The 14764-nt window shown below is 62.1% G+C and carries 17 protein-coding genes; 14 read left to right on the top strand and 3 right to left on the bottom strand.

Features of this window, described 5'->3' with window-relative positions; all coding sequences use genetic code 11:
- Nucleotides 1–39 precede the first annotated feature (39 nt).
- Complete coding sequence (locus tag CKO11_RS00945) at nt 40–537, top strand: DUF4405 domain-containing protein (protein WP_223631950.1); 498 nt, start codon at nt 40–42, stop codon at nt 535–537.
- A 48-nt stretch (nt 538–585) separates the two neighbouring features.
- Here CKO11_RS00945 and CKO11_RS00950 read toward each other — a convergent pair whose 3' ends face one another.
- A complete protein-coding gene (locus CKO11_RS00950) occupies nt 586–1434 on the bottom strand; it encodes an asparaginase (protein ID WP_223631951.1) in 849 nt (282 codons plus the stop codon).
- Between the two features lie 436 nt (nt 1435–1870).
- On the opposite strand from CKO11_RS00950, the gene CKO11_RS00955 reads away from it, so the two are divergent.
- Genes CKO11_RS00955 through CKO11_RS00970 form a run of 4 tightly spaced genes read left to right on the top strand, consistent with a single transcriptional unit; the run spans nt 1871 to nt 6713 of the window.
- Complete coding sequence (locus CKO11_RS00955; RefSeq protein WP_223631952.1) at nt 1871–3505, top strand: glucan biosynthesis protein; 1635 nt, start codon at nt 1871–1873, stop codon at nt 3503–3505.
- On the top strand, nt 3502–3723 hold the full coding sequence (locus tag CKO11_RS00960) for a hypothetical protein (protein WP_223631953.1): 222 nt from the start codon (nt 3502–3504) through the stop codon (nt 3721–3723). The genes CKO11_RS00955 and CKO11_RS00960 overlap by 4 nt, the downstream gene beginning before the upstream one ends.
- Before the next feature lie 4 nt (nt 3724–3727).
- Nucleotides 3728–5533, top strand: a complete 1806-nt coding sequence (mdoH, locus tag CKO11_RS00965) for a glucans biosynthesis glucosyltransferase MdoH (protein ID WP_223631954.1) — start codon at nt 3728–3730, stop codon at nt 5531–5533.
- Complete coding sequence (locus CKO11_RS00970; protein ID WP_223631955.1) at nt 5526–6713, top strand: OpgC family protein; 1188 nt, start codon at nt 5526–5528, stop codon at nt 6711–6713. Before mdoH ends, CKO11_RS00970 begins: the two co-directional genes overlap by 8 nt.
- On the opposite strand, the gene CKO11_RS00975 is transcribed toward CKO11_RS00970, so the two are convergent.
- The gene (locus CKO11_RS00975; RefSeq protein WP_223631956.1) at nt 6710–7600 is read right to left on the bottom strand and encodes a LysR family transcriptional regulator; all 891 of its coding nucleotides are present in this window, start codon (nt 7598–7600) and stop codon (nt 6710–6712) included. The two genes, CKO11_RS00970 and CKO11_RS00975, sit on opposite strands and share 4 nt — an antisense overlap.
- A 294-nt stretch (nt 7601–7894) precedes the next feature.
- Between CKO11_RS00975 and ffh the strand changes: the two genes are divergently transcribed.
- The 7 genes from ffh (at nt 7895) to trmD (ending at nt 12952) form a co-directional block, all read left to right on the top strand.
- The gene (gene ffh, locus CKO11_RS00980; RefSeq protein WP_223631957.1) at nt 7895–9412 is read left to right on the top strand and encodes a signal recognition particle protein; all 1518 of its coding nucleotides are present in this window, start codon (nt 7895–7897) and stop codon (nt 9410–9412) included.
- 1 nt (nt 9413) lies between these two features.
- On the top strand, nt 9414–9953 hold the full coding sequence (locus tag CKO11_RS00985; RefSeq protein WP_223631958.1) for a GNAT family N-acetyltransferase: 540 nt from the start codon (nt 9414–9416) through the stop codon (nt 9951–9953).
- Nucleotides 9950–10246 carry a chorismate mutase gene (locus CKO11_RS00990; RefSeq protein WP_223631960.1) on the top strand — a complete coding sequence of 99 codons (297 nt, stop codon included), beginning with the start codon at nt 9950–9952 and terminating at the stop codon, nt 10244–10246. Before CKO11_RS00985 ends, CKO11_RS00990 begins: the two co-directional genes overlap by 4 nt.
- 44 nt (nt 10247–10290) lie before the next feature.
- Nucleotides 10291–10644, top strand: coding sequence for a 30S ribosomal protein S16 (rpsP, locus tag CKO11_RS00995; RefSeq protein WP_223631962.1), 354 nt, complete (start codon nt 10291–10293; stop codon nt 10642–10644).
- Nucleotides 10645–10719: 75 nt separating this feature from the next.
- Nucleotides 10720–11229 (top strand): ribosome maturation factor RimM, encoded by a 510-nt coding sequence (gene rimM, locus CKO11_RS01000; protein ID WP_223631964.1) that lies wholly within the window; start codon nt 10720–10722, stop codon nt 11227–11229.
- A complete protein-coding gene (locus CKO11_RS01005) occupies nt 11229–12047 on the top strand; it encodes a hypothetical protein (RefSeq protein WP_223631966.1) in 819 nt (272 codons plus the stop codon). The genes rimM and CKO11_RS01005 overlap by 1 nt, the downstream gene beginning before the upstream one ends.
- Complete coding sequence (gene trmD / locus CKO11_RS01010) at nt 12044–12952, top strand: tRNA (guanosine(37)-N1)-methyltransferase TrmD (RefSeq protein ID WP_223631967.1); 909 nt, start codon at nt 12044–12046, stop codon at nt 12950–12952. The genes CKO11_RS01005 and trmD overlap by 4 nt, the downstream gene beginning before the upstream one ends.
- Before the next feature lie 123 nt (nt 12953–13075).
- Here the strand turns inward: trmD and CKO11_RS01015 are convergent, their stop codons facing one another.
- Entirely contained in the window at nt 13076–13609 is a 534-nt protein-coding gene (locus CKO11_RS01015; protein WP_223631969.1) for a hypothetical protein, read from the bottom strand.
- 375 nt (nt 13610–13984) lie between these two features.
- Between CKO11_RS01015 and rplS the strand changes: the two genes are divergently transcribed.
- Entirely contained in the window at nt 13985–14362 is a 378-nt protein-coding gene (gene rplS, locus CKO11_RS01020; RefSeq protein WP_223631971.1) for a 50S ribosomal protein L19, read from the top strand.
- Nucleotides 14363–14373: 11 nt separating this feature from the next.
- Nucleotides 14374–14595 carry a 50S ribosomal protein L31 gene (rpmE, locus tag CKO11_RS01025; protein WP_223631973.1) on the top strand — a complete coding sequence of 74 codons (222 nt, stop codon included), beginning with the start codon at nt 14374–14376 and terminating at the stop codon, nt 14593–14595.
- Nucleotides 14596–14764 lie beyond the last annotated feature (169 nt).

The raw sequence follows: 14764 nt of genomic DNA on the forward strand, positions 1-14764 counted from the left end.
AAGAGGGCCAACCCCTCACCCATCAGAAAGACACGTTACATGAATTCCGCTCTTAGCCGCTATGCGACCCCGTTCATTACCGGGTTGTTCCTTGTCTCGCTTATCTCTGGCGTGGCGCTTTTCTTCCATGTCGGCATGGGAACCTTCCATGAAATGCACGAAATCCTGTCGATGGTGCTGATCGTGCCGTTCGTGCTGCATGTTTGGAAGAACTGGCGCTCGGTGGTGAATTACCTCAAACGCGCGCCGATGTGGATCGGTCTGGCGGTGTCGCTTGTGGTGGCGGTGCCGTTTGCACTGCCCAGTTCCGAAGCCGAGGGCCGTTCGGGCCCGCCGCCCTTTGCCATCGCGATGAAGCTGATGGACGCCTCTGTCGAGGAGGTCGCGCCGCTTTTTGACACCGATGGCGCTGGGCTTGTCGCGAAACTGACTGCCGCAGGCTTTACCGTTGCCAGCCCGGGCGAAAGCTTGGCGGCGATTGCGCAAGCTTCGGGCAAGGAGCCGATGGCGCTGCAAGCTGCGCTGGTTGCGCAATAAGACTTGCTTGTGTCGCGTCTCTGAAGGGCCCCATCTGGGGCCCTTTTGTTAGGAAAGCCAAAGCCGCGCCAATGCGGCCTCTGGCGTTTCGGGGCCGCCGTTTTCGATGCCCATATCCCACAGCGCGGCCCCCGCGGCATAGGCGCCGGGGCTCAGTCCGCCTGCTTCGCATTGGCTGACTGCGCGCAGCCGTTTGCCCTGCGCGATGGCCTGTGCAAGCACCGCCAAGATCGCGCGATCATGCATCACCGTGCCCGCGCCAAAGACACGTAAAACCGCCCCATCCAGCGCCTGAAGTAGCGCCTGCAGCGCAGGCGCGGGCAGGCCGGGCGACAGGGTCACAATCGCCAAGCGCCGGGCCGGATCGAAGCGGCGCTGCGGCGGCGGCGAGCCGGGGTCTTGCGGTTGGCTGCGAAAGGCATCGGCTCCGCGGCTGTCGTGTTTGACAAGCCCCGCTGCGGGCAAAAGCCGCCCGGCGAAGGCCAAATCGACCCCCACCCCGGGCGCTTGCGCGGCGGCAAGCGCCAGATCAAGGTTGCGCTCGGCATCTCCGCCTTGGCCCAAGGGGTGCATCGCGCCGCATAACACGACCCGCCGCGCTGCACCGGCCAAAGCCTGCGACAGCGCCGCGCCGGTGAAAGCCATCGTATCGGTGCCATGGGTGATCAGCGCGGGCTGGCCCGGATGCGCCTCCAGCACATCAAGCATCACGTTCCAGTCGGTGGGGCCGATATCCGCGCTGTCGCGCAACGGCGCAAAGACATGCGCGGTCAGCGCAGCGCCCGCAGGCAGCCGAGCGGCAATGGCCGCTTCGACCAGACCCGGTTCCGGGGTTAGGCCCTGTGGTCCCGGTGTCATGCCAATCGTGCCACCGGTGTGAATAAGCAAAAGAGTCATGCCCGTCTCCGATCCTGTCTGCCATGCCGTAGCTAAGGCGTGCAGGCAAGCCGAACCACGCGTCGTAACCGGCCCAAGACAGGCCAAAAGACACAGGGTAGCGGAGGCGAAAGCTGCCCCGGCATGCGACTCACCCCGCAAGCGACGGGTTGGGCGCGATCCGGTACCTGCCCATGCGCGGAAATCCGCCTGTGCAAAGGGCGCGGAAACCGCTGTTTTTTAGGCGAAACGCGCCTTTGCAGGCGCAGAATGCGCAACTTCTTGACGGTTAGACCCTGCGTTGCGCAACTTTGCGCCGAAACCTGTCGGACGCCGGGCGTTTGACAGGAGTGTGACGCAATCTCTCTTGCCAGATTTTAGGCGCTGTGACTATAGAAACGGCAATTAGCCCGCTTTCGGGCGGACTTTAGAACTATATGAGTTTCAACGAAAACACATGACCTCCCACCGTGCCGATGCCCCCCTCTCACTCAGCCGCCGCCAGCTTCTGGCGACGCTGTCTTCGGCTGCCGTTCTGGCTGGAGCCGGGATCGTGCCGGGCCGCTTGCGCGCACAAGAGGCCGGTGGGGAGACGGCGCTTGCGCCGCCTGCCGCGCTGCAGCACCCGTTCAGCTTTGAAACGCTGACCGATGAAATGCGCGCGCTGGCCGCCGCGCCGGCCACGCCCCCCGCGACCTTGCCCGACAGCTTCTTGTCGAAGCTGACCTACGACCATTACCGGCTGATCCGCTTCGATCCGGATCGTGCGCGGTTCGCCAATGTCGATAACAGCCATTTCCTGCTGCATGCCTTCCATCTCGGTTGGCTGTTCAAGGAGCCGGTGCGCCTTTACGAGGTCGAAAACGGTCAAGCCTTGCTGATGGGCTTTGACACTGACGATTTCATCTATGAGCGTGAAAGCCGCGACAAGGTGCCCGCGCATGAGCCGTTGCCGGGCGTGGCCGGGTTCCGGCTGCATACGCCGCTCAACCGGCCCGATCTGTTCGATGAACTGGTGGCCTTTCAGGGCGCGTCCTATTTCCGCGCCTTGGGCCGCAATTCCGCCTATGGGCTTTCGGCGCGGGGGCTTGCGGTCAACACCGGCCTGTCGGTCGCCGAGGAGTTCCCCCGTTTCACCCGGTTCTGGGTCGAGCGTCCGGTGCCGGGGGCGAATACGATCACCGTCTGGGCGGCACTGGAAAGTCAGTCGCTGACCGGGGCCTATCGGTTCGTCATCACGCCGGGCCATGAAACGGTGATGGACGTGACGGCGCGGCTCTTTTTCCGCGCGGATGTGGAACAGCTTGGCATTGCGCCGCTGACCTCGATGTTCCTGTTCGCGGAGCGCAACCGTGCCGATTTCGACGATTTCCGGCCCAATGTGCATGACAGCGATGGGCTGGGCATCACCCGCGCCGATGGTGATATGCTGTGGCGCCCGCTGGCCAACCCGCCCCGGCTGGCCTCGTCCTATTTCTCGGAAACCGCGCCGCGCGCCTTTGGGCTTTATCAGCGTGATCGCGAATTCGACCATTACCAAGATGATGCCGCGCATTACGAGCGGCGTCCCTCCTGTGTGGTGGAGCCGATCGGGGATTGGGGCAAAGGCGTGATCCGCTTGGTCGAGATCCCCTCTGATCTTGAGGTGAACGACAATATCGTTGCCTTTTGGATCCCCGAGGCCGAGGCGAAAGCGGGCGAAAGCCGGGAGTTTTCCTATCGGCTGCGGTGGGGCGATATCGACTTCGATCCCGCCGATGACCGCGCCCATGTCAAGGAAACGCGGGCCGGCGAAGGTGGGGTGTCGGGTGTCGCCAATACCGCGGGCACCCGCAAATTCGTGATCGACTTTGTGGGGGGGCTGATGGATGCCCTGCCGCATGACGCCGCCAAGGACCTGACGATCAATGCCAGTGCCTGGAATGGTGAAATCGTCACCAAGGTTCTGTCTCGCAATACCACCGATGGCATCTGGCGGCTTGTGCTCGATGTTCGGCCCACCAAGGGCGACACGGTGGAACTCGCCGCCCATATCGCGGGTTATGGTCGTAAGTTGACCGAAACCTGGCTTTACCAATGGATCCACGCATGACCGCGCATACCCCCCATATCCCTGCGCTCGCGTCCGACTATCCCCCGAGTGCACCCGCTGCCCTTTCGGCAGAAGATCTCATCTCTGGCCCCTGTGCCCTGCCCATCGCGCCGATGGCGATGCCGGTGCAGGTGATCGAACACCGCCAAGGGGTGCTTCGCCGGCTGCTGGCCAGCCTATACCCACAAGCTGCGCCCGCCCCGGGCCCCGGCCACTAAGCCGATGGCATCGCGGCTAATATCCCGTGCGGGGCTTTATGCTCTGCGCGCGCTTGCGGTGGCCCTGAGCCTTTTGGCCGGGGGTGGTGCCTTTGTTCTGTTTTTGCAATTCGGCGCGGCTGACGGGATCGAAACGCTTGATGTCGCGCGGGCGCTGCTGATCCTGATTTCCACGCTTTGGCTGGCTTGGGGCGCGGTGCAGGCGCTGATCGGTTTGACCTCGGTGGCCCGTCCGCCGGTCTATGATCCGCGCGCGCCCATTCGGGGCCGCACCGTGGTTCTGGTGCCGGTCTATAACGAAGACCCGCTGGTGACCTTTGCCCGGATCGCGGCGATGGATGCCTCGCTTTCGGCCACGGGCGATCCGGCGCAGGTGCATTTCGCGGTGCTGTCGGACACCCGCAACGACCTGATCGCCGCGCGCGAAAAGCAGGTGTTCGCGCAATTGGTGGCGGAACGAAACGGGGTGGGGCGGTTCTTCTATCGCCGCCGCGAGGTGAACACCGGCAAGAAAGCGGGCAATATCGAGGATTTCATCACCCGCTCTGGTGCGGCCTATGATTACGCGGTGATTTTGGATGCCGACAGCCTGATGGAAGGCCACACGATCTTGCAGATGATCCGCCGGATCGAGGCAGAGCCGCGCCTTGGCCTTTTGCAAACCCTGCCCAAGGTGATCCGCGCGCGGTCGCGCTTTGGCCGGGCGATGCAGTTTTCTGCCTCGTTCTTCTCGCCGGTTTTTGCGCGCGGGCTGGCGATGATGCAGGGCGAGACAGGGCCGTTTTGGGGCCATAATGCGATTGTCCGTGTGCGGGCCTTTGCCGAAAGCTGTGGCCTGCCCGCCCTGAAGGGTAAGCCCCCCTTTGGCGGCCATGTGCTGAGCCATGACTACGTCGAAGCCGCGCTTTTGGCGCGTGCGGGATGGAGCGTGCGGCTGGATGATGATCTGGGGGGCAGCTACGAGGAAGGCCCCGAGAATATCGTCGATCATGCCAAACGCGACCGGCGCTGGTGTCAAGGCAATCTGCAACATGGCCGGATCATTGGCGGGCCGGGGCTCAAGCCGTGGTCGCGCTTTGTCTTTGCGCAAGGGATCATGGCCTATATCGCGCCGCTGTTCTGGCTTGGGTTCATTCTGGCCTCGATTGCTGCGCCGCTTTTGGCCCCGCCGCCAGATTACTTTCCGATCCCCGATTGGCCGATCCCGTATTTCCCGCCCTCTGCCGCGTCGAAGGCGATTGGGCTGGCGATTGGCATTTTCGGGTTGCTGCTTTTGCCCAAGATATTAATCGCCGCGCGCGCCGCGATCACGGGTCATGCCCGCCAGTTCGGCGGCGCAGGGATCGCCTTCGCCTCGACCTTTGCCGAGCTGGCGCTTTCGTCCATCACCGCGCCGGTGCTGCTGATGTATTCCACCCGTTCGGTGTTGCAGGTGCTTTTCGGGCGCGATGGCGGCTGGCCCACCAACAACCGGGGCGACGGCACGCTTAGCCTGAAAGATAGCTTTCTGGCGGCGCATTGGATCGTGACGATCGGTCTGATTGGCCTGATGGCAACATGGAGCTTTGCGCCGGGGCTGTTTTTGTGGCTGTTGCCTGTGGGCGTACCGATGGTGCTGGCCCCGCTGATCCTTGCGTGGTCTTCGCGCCCATCGCGGTCGCGGCTGATGGGCGTGCCCGCCGAATATGCAAAGCCTGCCGTGGTCGCGCTGCATGATGATGTGCTGGACCGCTGGGTGCTTGACGCGGAACGCGCCGAGGCCGAAGCGGCACGCCAACCTTCCAAAGGATTTGCCGTAAACAATGGCTGACAGATCTTCCGTTTCGCTGCCCGCCGGCCTGCCGACGGGGGCCCGCGATCCGCGGCTCGACTTCTTTCGGGGGTTGAGCCTGATCATGATTTACATCAACCACATCCCGGGCAATTTTTACGAGCATTTTACCTCGCGCAATCTGGGCCCCTCGGATGCGGCAGAGGCGTTTGTCTTCATGTCGGGCTGTGCGGCCGCGCTGGCGTATGGGCCAAAGCTCAAAGACGGGCTGAACTGGCCGGGCATCCGCAAGGTCTGGGGCCGGGCCTGGTTGCTTTATATGGTGCATATCCTTGCCACGGTTTGGGCGATTGCAATTGCCGCCGGGGCCGCGTTGTGGTTCGGCGGCGCGGCGATGCTGGAGCGCAATGCGTTTGGCCCGTTGCTGGAAAAGCCGCTGGAATTTCTGGTCGGCATCGCAACGCTGAGCCATCAACTTGGCTATGTGAACATCTTGCCGATGTATGCGGTGATCTTGCTGGGGGCGCCCTTCTTGATCCGGCTGGGGCAGAAAACGCCGATGGGGCTCTTGGCCTTTACCGTGGGGTTTTGGGTGCTGACCGGGTTGACCCGGTTCAATCTGCCCAATTTCCCCTATAAGGGGGGATGGTTCTTCAACCCCTTCGCGTGGCAATTGCTGTTCAGCCTTGGCATTTTGACCGGGTTGGCGTTGCGCGGGGGCAAGAGGTTCGTGCCGGTGATGCCATGGCTGGTCGGGCTTGTGCTGGCGTGGGAGATTTTCGCCTTTTGCTGGATTCACATGGATGTGCTGCTCAAGAATGTGGGCCATGCGATGTGGCAGCTACGCCAATGGGGGGTGCCGTTCTTCCTTGTGAATTCCGACAAGACCTATGTTGGCGTGCCCCGGCTGTTTCACTTCCTTGGGCTGGCCTATCTGCTGTCTTTGCCGTGGATCGTGCCGCGTCTTGCGGCGTCGCGCTGGCTCAAGCCCGTGCGCACCTTGGGCAAGCAGGGGTTGCAGGTTTTCGCGCTGGGCACGGTGCTGGCGATCTTTAGCCAAGCGGTGAAAGTGTCCCATCCGGGCGGCATGGTGCAAGATAGCGTGCTGATCTTTGGCGGGTTGGCGTTGCAATGGGCGTTTGCGGCGATCCGCGAATATATCCGGCCGCATCCCAACCGCCCGGCGCCGCCCGCGCAAACCGGCTCTGCCCCCGTTTAAGACACCAGTTCGAGCCGCCCTGCCGCCGCGCGCAGCGCCTTGAGCGCGGCCTGCACCTTGGGGGTGCGATGCAGATCGACATGGGTCACCAGCCAAAACGGGCTGTCCCATTCGGCCTGCGGGGGCACTACTTCGATCAGGCGCGGGTCTTCGCGCGCTTGTAGCACCGGTAGGAACCCCATGCCGAGCCCGGCCCGGATCGCCGAATATTGCGAGGCGATTTCATTGGCGGTGAAGACCACAGCTTCCGCCGGCTGCGTCTGCGCCAGCCAGCGAAAGAACGGCGCGCGGCTGTCGCGGGTGTCGGGGCCGATGAAGCGGTGCCCGGCTAGGTCATCCAGCCCTTTGGGGTGGCCGTGGCGGTCCAGATATTCGGGCGCCGCATAAAGTGCGGTGCGGTTCACCCCAAGCTGGCTGACCACATTGTCCGGTTCGGTCGGGCGTGCCCCGGCGCGGATCGCCACATGGGCTTCGCCATATTCGAGCCGAAACACCCGCTGATCGGTGATGTAGCGCAAAACAAGGGCTGGATGCGCCTCCATCAGTTCCGCCATCGCGGGCATGACAAGCCCCGCCAGAACCGGCAAAGAGGTGATAATCAATTCGCCGCGCATCTCCTCGCCCGCGCCAGAAATCCGCGCGGCGAGCTGGGCGAATTGATCCTCGGTTGCTTGTCCAACGGCCAAAAGCTGGGCGCCTGCTTCGGTGGGGGTGTAGCCGCGCGGGTGGCGTTGGAACAGCTTGGTGCCCAGCCGCGTTTCCAGTGCATCGACATGGCGGATCACTGTGGCATGGTGCACGCCCAGCACTTCTGCCGCCCCTGAAACCGTGCCCACGCGTGCCACCTGATAAGCGGTGCGGATTTCATCCCAGTTCTCGAAGCGCATCTGTGCACCTGTCAACATTGCTGCGACAACCTCCCTCATTTTGTTCCTGAGCGCAAGGCGCTGCAGTGCCGCGTCGGGGCAAAGCGGCTACCCGCCGCCGACAAGGCTTGCGCGCCAGCGGCGGCAAAGCGCGCGTGATTGACTCGGACACCGTTTTCGCCTAAGCCACCCCAGATTCCCCGGAGGACTAACCCTCCGGTCCCCGCATGGGCGGGGATCGCCACCAGTCAGCGCGTTGCGCCCACTGGTGCGTTTGACGTTTTTCAGGCCGCAGCGGCGGCGCAGGAGGGCACGATGTTCGAGTCTCTTTCCGATCGCCTTGGCGGGGTGTTCGAGCGGCTGACCAAACAGGGCGCGCTGACCGCCGAAGACGTGAAAGTGGCAATGCGCGAAGTGCGCACCGCGCTGCTAGAGGCCGACGTGTCGTTGCCCGTGGTGCGTGATTTCATCAAGAAGGTTGAGGCCAAGGCAACCGGCGCACAGGTGACGAAATCGATCAGCCCCGGCCAGCAGGTCGTGAAGATCGTCCATGATGAAATCGTTGCGATGCTGGCGGGCGACGAGCCTGCCGATACGCTGAAAATCGACAACCCGCCTGCGCCGATCCTGATGGTGGGTCTGCAAGGCGGCGGGAAAACCACCACCACCGCAAAACTGGCGCGGCGTCTGAAAGAGCGTGAGAAGAAGCGTGTTCTGATGGCCTCGCTCGACATCTATCGCCCGGCGGCGATGGAGCAATTGGCGATTCTGGGCACCCAGATTGGCGTCGATACGCTGCCGATCGTGGCGGGCGAAAGCGCGGTGCAAATCGCCAAACGCGCCAAGCAACAAGCTTCGCTTGGCGGTTACGATGTCTACCTGCTTGATACCGCGGGCCGTCTGCAAATCGACGATGTGTTGATGGGCGAGGTGCAAGATGTGCGCGACGCGGTGAACCCGCGTGAAACGCTGCTTGTCGTTGACGGGCTCACCGGCCAAGTCGCCGTGGAAGTGGCGCAAGAATTTGACGACAAGATTGGCGTGTCCGGCGTGGTGCTGACACGGATGGACGGCGACGGGCGTGGCGGTGCGGCGCTGTCGATGCGCGCCACCACCGGCAAGCCCATTCGCTTTGTCGGTCTTGGCGAAAAGATGGATGCGCTTGAGACCTTTGAGGCGGAGCGGATCGCGGGCCGTATTCTGGGCATGGGCGACATTGTCGCGCTGGTCGAGAAGGCACAGGAAGTCTTTGAAAAAGAACAGGCCGAGCGCATGGTCAAGCGCTTCCAAAAGGGCCTGTTCAACATGAACGACATGCGCTCTCAGCTCGATCAGATGCTGAAGATGGGCGGCATGCAGGGCGTGATGAGCATGATGCCCGGCATGGGCAAAATGGCCAAGCAAGCCGAAGATGCGGGCTTTGACGACCGCACCATTCGCCGCCAGATCGCGCTGATCAATGCGATGACCAAGCAAGAGCGCGCCCGCCCGGAAATTCTGCAAGCCAGCCGCAAGCGCCGGATTGCCGCCGGGTCGGGGCTGGATGTGTCCGAACTCAACAAGCTTCTGAAAATGCACCGGCAGATGGCCGATACGATGAAGAAGCTTGGCAAGATGAAGGGCGGCATGCTGAAACAGGCGATGGCCGCGATGCAGGGCAAATTTGGCGGTCTGCCCGAGCAGGGCGAGATGGACCCGGCCAAAATGGAAGAAGCCACCAAGATGATGGGCCAGATGAAGGGCCTGCCCGGGGCAGTGCCTGGCATGGGCAATATGGGCGGTGTGAAACTGCCGCCGGGCCTGTCGGGGCTTGGGATGGGCAAGAAGAAGTAACATGGTTGCCCTGTCGCCCACCCCGGTTTTGGAGACCGAGCGTCTCGTGTTGCGTGCCCCTGCGGCGCGCGACTTTCCGGCGTGGTGTGATTTCATGTTGTCGGACCGGGGGCGGTTCATTCGTTCCACCGACACTGTGGATGAGGCGATTGCATGGCGCGCTTGGGCGGCGGTGATCGGCCATTGGGTGATGCGCGGCTGGGGCAGCTTTGTCATCACCACCAAAGACAGCGATGCCGCCTTGGGCATGGCTGGCCCTTGGGCGCCGATCAACTGGCCCGAATATGAGATTGGCTGGACCTGTTGGAGTGCGATGCACGAGGGCAGGGGCTTGATGGCTGAGGCCGCGCGCGCGGCGGTCAACCATGCTTATCGCACCCTCAAATGGGAAACGGCGGTCAGCTATATCGCCCCTGAAAATACCCGCTCCATCGCTTTGGCGGAACGGCTGGGGGCAGTCTATGACCCCGCCGCCAAACCGTTTCCGGGCGAAAGGGAAGCCCGCGTCTACCGCCATCCGAAACCGGAGGATCTCGCATGAGCGACGATGTCACCCGCGCTGCCGCATTGCTGGCGGAACACCGCAATTCGATTGACCGGCTCGATGCGATCCTTGTCTACACGCTGGCCGAGCGGTTCAAGCAGACCCAAGCGGTGGGCAAGCTGAAAGCCGAACATGCGTTGCCGCCCTCGGATCCGGCGCGCGAATCCAAGCAGATCGAACGTCTGCAACAACTGGCCAAGGACGCGGATCTTGATCCCGCTTTTGCCCGCAAATTCCTCACCTTCGTGATTTCGGAAGTGATCCGGCATCACGAGACATTCCAGAAATGACGGCCCCCACAGGCCCTCACCCAGCCATCTGAAGGAGATACACCATGGCTATGAAAATCCGTCTCGCCCGTGGCGGCTCGAAAAAGCGCCCCCATTACGCGATCGTTGCGTCCGACTCGCGCATGCCGCGCGACGGCCGCTTCATCGAAAAACTGGGCACCTACAACCCGCTGCTGCCCAAAGACAGCGAAGATCGCGTGAAAATGGACATGGAGCGCGTGCAATACTGGCTCGGCCAAGGCGCCCAGCCGACCGACCGCGTCGCCCGTTTCTTGGAAGCCGCTGGCGCCAAAGAAAAAACCGAGCGCAAAAACATGAAAAAAGCCGAGCCGGGCAAAAAAGCGCAACAGCGCGCTGAAGAAAAAGCCGCGAAAGCTGCTGCGCCGGCCGAGGAATAAGGTTCGCAAGGAACCTGATTTCGCTATGAAACGGAGGCCGGGCAGCGATGCCCGGCCTGTGCTTGCGGAGGGGCCATGTCGAAACCTGATCGTGTCTGCGTGGGCGCCATTGCCGGGGCCTTTGGCGTGCGCGGTGAAGTGCGGCTGAAAAGCTTTTGCACCGAACCCGAAGATATTGCCGCTTATGGCCCGCTTTTCACCGAAGACGGGGCGCGCAGTTTCACCGTCAAGCTGACCCGCCCGGTCACCGGGGGGCTTGGGGCGCGCTTGTCGGGCGTGGTCACCAAGGAAGAGGGCGATGCGCTGAAAGGCGTGACGCTTTGGGTAGATCGGGACCGGTTGCCCTCGTTGCCCGATGACGAATTTTACCATACCGATCTGATCGGCCTTGCGGTGCATGACACCGGCGGGGCGGTGCTGGGCAAAGTGCGCGCGGTGCAGAATTTCGGCGCGGGCGATATTTTGGAAATTTATGCCCCGGGCCGGAAAACCACGCTGATGCTGCCCTTCACGCGGGCCGTTGTGCCCACGGTCGATCTGGCGGCGGGCAAGATCGTCGCCGACCCGCCCGAGGATGTCGAATAATGCAGGTCTTTCTGCATCTCGGTTTTCACAAAACCGGGACGACTTCGGCCCAAGCTTTCCTGCATGAAAATCGCGAACTTGTCTGGCCGCGCGCGGCGCTGGTGCTGCCCGGGCGGATCCGGGCTGTTTCGCATGCCTGTTTTCAATATGCGTCCAGTTTGGCGCCTGCGGACCGGGACGAGATCACGCGGCAGATGCGCGCCTTTCTGGCGGGGCTGCCGCTCACGCCAAAGCGGCGTGTGCTGATCAGCGCCGAAAACCTGTTGGGCCGGATGCCGCTTGGCCTAAGCGAAGCCCCCTATCCCGGCGCGGTTGATATCATCCGCGCGCTGCTGGAGGGCTTTTCCGGCTTGGGCTGGCCGGTGGAGGTGACGCTTTATCTGTCCACCCGCGATCAGGCCGGGTGGGTCGATAGCATTTGGGCGCATCAGGCCCGCAAGACGACCGGTGCCCCATTTACACGTGATCTAGAGGACTTCCGCGCCGCTTTGGCCCCCGTGTCAATGCAGGCGCAGCTGGCCGAGATTCGCGCGGCCTTTCCCGATATGCCGCTGGTGACCCATGATGTCGCCTGTTTCGACGCGATGCGCTTTGGCGCGGGGCAGCCGTTCATGGACTTTTTGAGGCTTCCGAAAAGCATTGAGGCCCAGTTTAAAACGGTGGAGCGCAACAATGTCGCGCCGCCGCGTGCCGTGACGGAACAGTTCATCACGCTGAACCGCTCGGGACTGAGCCGGGCCAATTTGACGGCGGCCAAACGCGCGGTTTTGATGCGTGCGGGGCTGGAGGAAGCCTATCCCGATGAGGAGCAGCCATGAGCACGCCCGACGATCCGCAAGACAAAGGCGATATCCCGGCGCCGCGCAAAGGGGCGGTGAAGCTGTCGACCTTTGATTTGCAGGCTGCAGAGGTGCCCGCGGCTGGGCCCGCCCGGTCACATGGGAAACGTTCGGTCGTTACTGCGCTGTCGGGCAAGGTCCGTCCGCGCGATCTGATGGAAGAAACCGCGAAGCCCCCCGCCGCGTGGCGCGCCAAGATCGTGACCTTGTTCCCCGAATCCTTCCCCGGTGTCTTGGGCCTCAGCCTGACGGGTAAGGCGCTGGAAAATGGGCTTTGGGCGCTCGACACCATCGATCTGCGCCCCTTTGGGATTGGCAAGCACCGCAATGTCGATGACACGCCCGCCGGGGGTGGCGCGGGCATGGTACTGCGCGCCGATGTGGTGGCTGCGGCCCTAGATGAAGCCGCGCTTGGCACGCCTGCAAGCCGTGAAGACTGGCCCGTGGTCTATATGTCGCCGCGCGGCAAACCCTTCACCCAAGCGGATGCCCGCCGCTTTGCCGCCGCGCAGGGCATGACCATTCTATGTGGTCGGTTTGAGGGCGTGGATGAACGTGTGCTGGAGGCTTACGGCGTCGAAGAAGTCTCGATTGGCGATTTCGTTCTGACGGGCGGCGAATTGGCCGCGCAGGTGGTGATTGATGCCACGGTGCGGCTGCGCGAGGGCGTGCTGGGCAATGCCGAAAGCGCGACCGAGGAAAGCCACTCGAACGGCCTTTTGGAGCACCCGCAATACACCCGCCCGGCCGTGTGGCAGGGCCGCGCGATCCCCGAGGTGCTGACCTCGGGCAATCACAAAAAGATCGCGCAGTGGCGGCGGGAGATGAGCGAGGCACTGACCCGCGACCGGCGCCCGGATTTGTGGGAAAAGGTCGGCAAGTGATTTCGCCAAGCGGGTGCGCGGCGACCCGCCGGGGGCGTTGCTCAAGGTAACTTTTCGCAATACCAAATGTTGAACCCAAACGTTCGCTAGTGCAAGGCATCCGAAGCTACCGGTCGAATATTGTCATTTCAATTTGGAGAGAGCGTGTCCTTCGAAGCGCTCTCCAAAAGTCCCGGAGACTTTTCGCCATCTCTGGACTTGATAAAGTGTGAGTGCGAAAGGCTTCCCATCTACAGTGATGTCTTCACCATGTGCTATTCTATTGCGGACCTGATTCATTTTGTTCAGAGTTTTCTTCAGCGTTGTTGTCGACTGACCTTGCCACGAAAGTCCGTCAAAAACATCATTGACACCTAAACGCAGAAAAAGTCCCCTGATATTCGCGTCGCTCGGATTCCCCCATCTAGACCAAGTTTTTATGTATTGCTCGCGCTCGTCGCCTTCAAGCGTACGACCGAAAGCTTTTTCTGAACACTTTAAGAATACTTCTCCCACGTAGGCCTGCATCGCAGATGACAGCATAATAACACATGCACGGTTTAATGCGCGCCCTTCATGGTTTCCATCGACAAGTCGTCTTGGGGCGCCAACACTGCCGCCATGAAGATTGCGCCGTGCAGCAATCAGTTCGTCGACAAGGATTAATGATAATGGCAAGAAACCTCTCCTAACAATTGGTTCGCGGAATTCAAGTTGAGGCGCACTCTAGCCTCAACGATAAAGTGCAATTCAGCTAACTGAGTATTGGCACTACCTCTTTAGCGAAGCAAGCATTCCCCACTTCCCTCTTGATTCACAGCCCGTTCTCGCGTAACTCGCGCGGGTCTGGGCCGGAATCGGTCCCCGGACCCTTTGTCTGTGCCTGTGGCCCCCTGCTTCGAGGGTTGCTTGGGGCGCAAACCAAAGGCTGGCAAAAGGCGAACGATCCTCCGGCGGGCGCGCTGCACAGCAGTTGCGGACCCGGTTGAAGACCGGAGCTCTCGGGCGGCGACACCTTTGCGGAACAAACCGCAAGCAACGAAAGGACCTGCGATGAACCTGATCGCGCAACTCGAGGCGGAACAAATCGCCGCCCTCGGCAAAGACATTCCCGATTTCAAAGCTGGCGACACCGTGCGCGTTGGCTACAAAGTGACCGAAGGCACCCGTTCGCGTGTGCAGATGTATGAAGGCGTCTGCATCGCCCGCAAAGGCGGCGACACCATCGCGGCTTCGTTCACCGTGCGCAAAATCTCGTTCGGCGAAGGCGTGGAGCGTGTGTTCCCGCTTTACTCGACCAACATCGACAGCATCACCGTGGTGCGTCGTGGTCGTGTGCGTCGCGCGAAACTTTACTACCTGCGCTCGCGTCGCGGCAAATCGGCCCGTATCGCCGAAGTCACCAACTACAAACCCAAAAAAGCCGAGTAAGGAGTGGATCGATGAAAGCCGATACCCATCCCGATTACCACTTCATCACCATCAAAATGACCGATGGCACCGAATACCAGACCAAGTCGACCTGGGGCAAAGAAGGCGACGTGATGGCGCTGGACATCGACCCGCTGGCGCATCCGGCCTGGACCGGTGGCTCGGCCAAACTGATGGACACCGGTGGCCGCGTGTCGAAGTTCAAAAACAAATACGCCGGTCTGGGCTTCTAAGCCCTTCGACCCGTTGCGGTTTTGCAAAGGGCGCCTTCGGGCGCCCTTTCGTTTTCGCCCCGGCTTTGCCGCGGCGATCCGCAGGGGGCGCTGCCCCCTCTTTGCCCAAGGGCAAATTCACCCCCGGGATATTTTGACAAAGTCGAAGGAGGGCAGGCCTAAGCGGGTA

Origin of the sequence: Rhodobacter sp. TJ_12 (assembly GCF_020023995.1) — a bacterium.
Lineage (GTDB): Bacteria > Pseudomonadota > Alphaproteobacteria > Rhodobacterales > Rhodobacteraceae > Rhodobacter.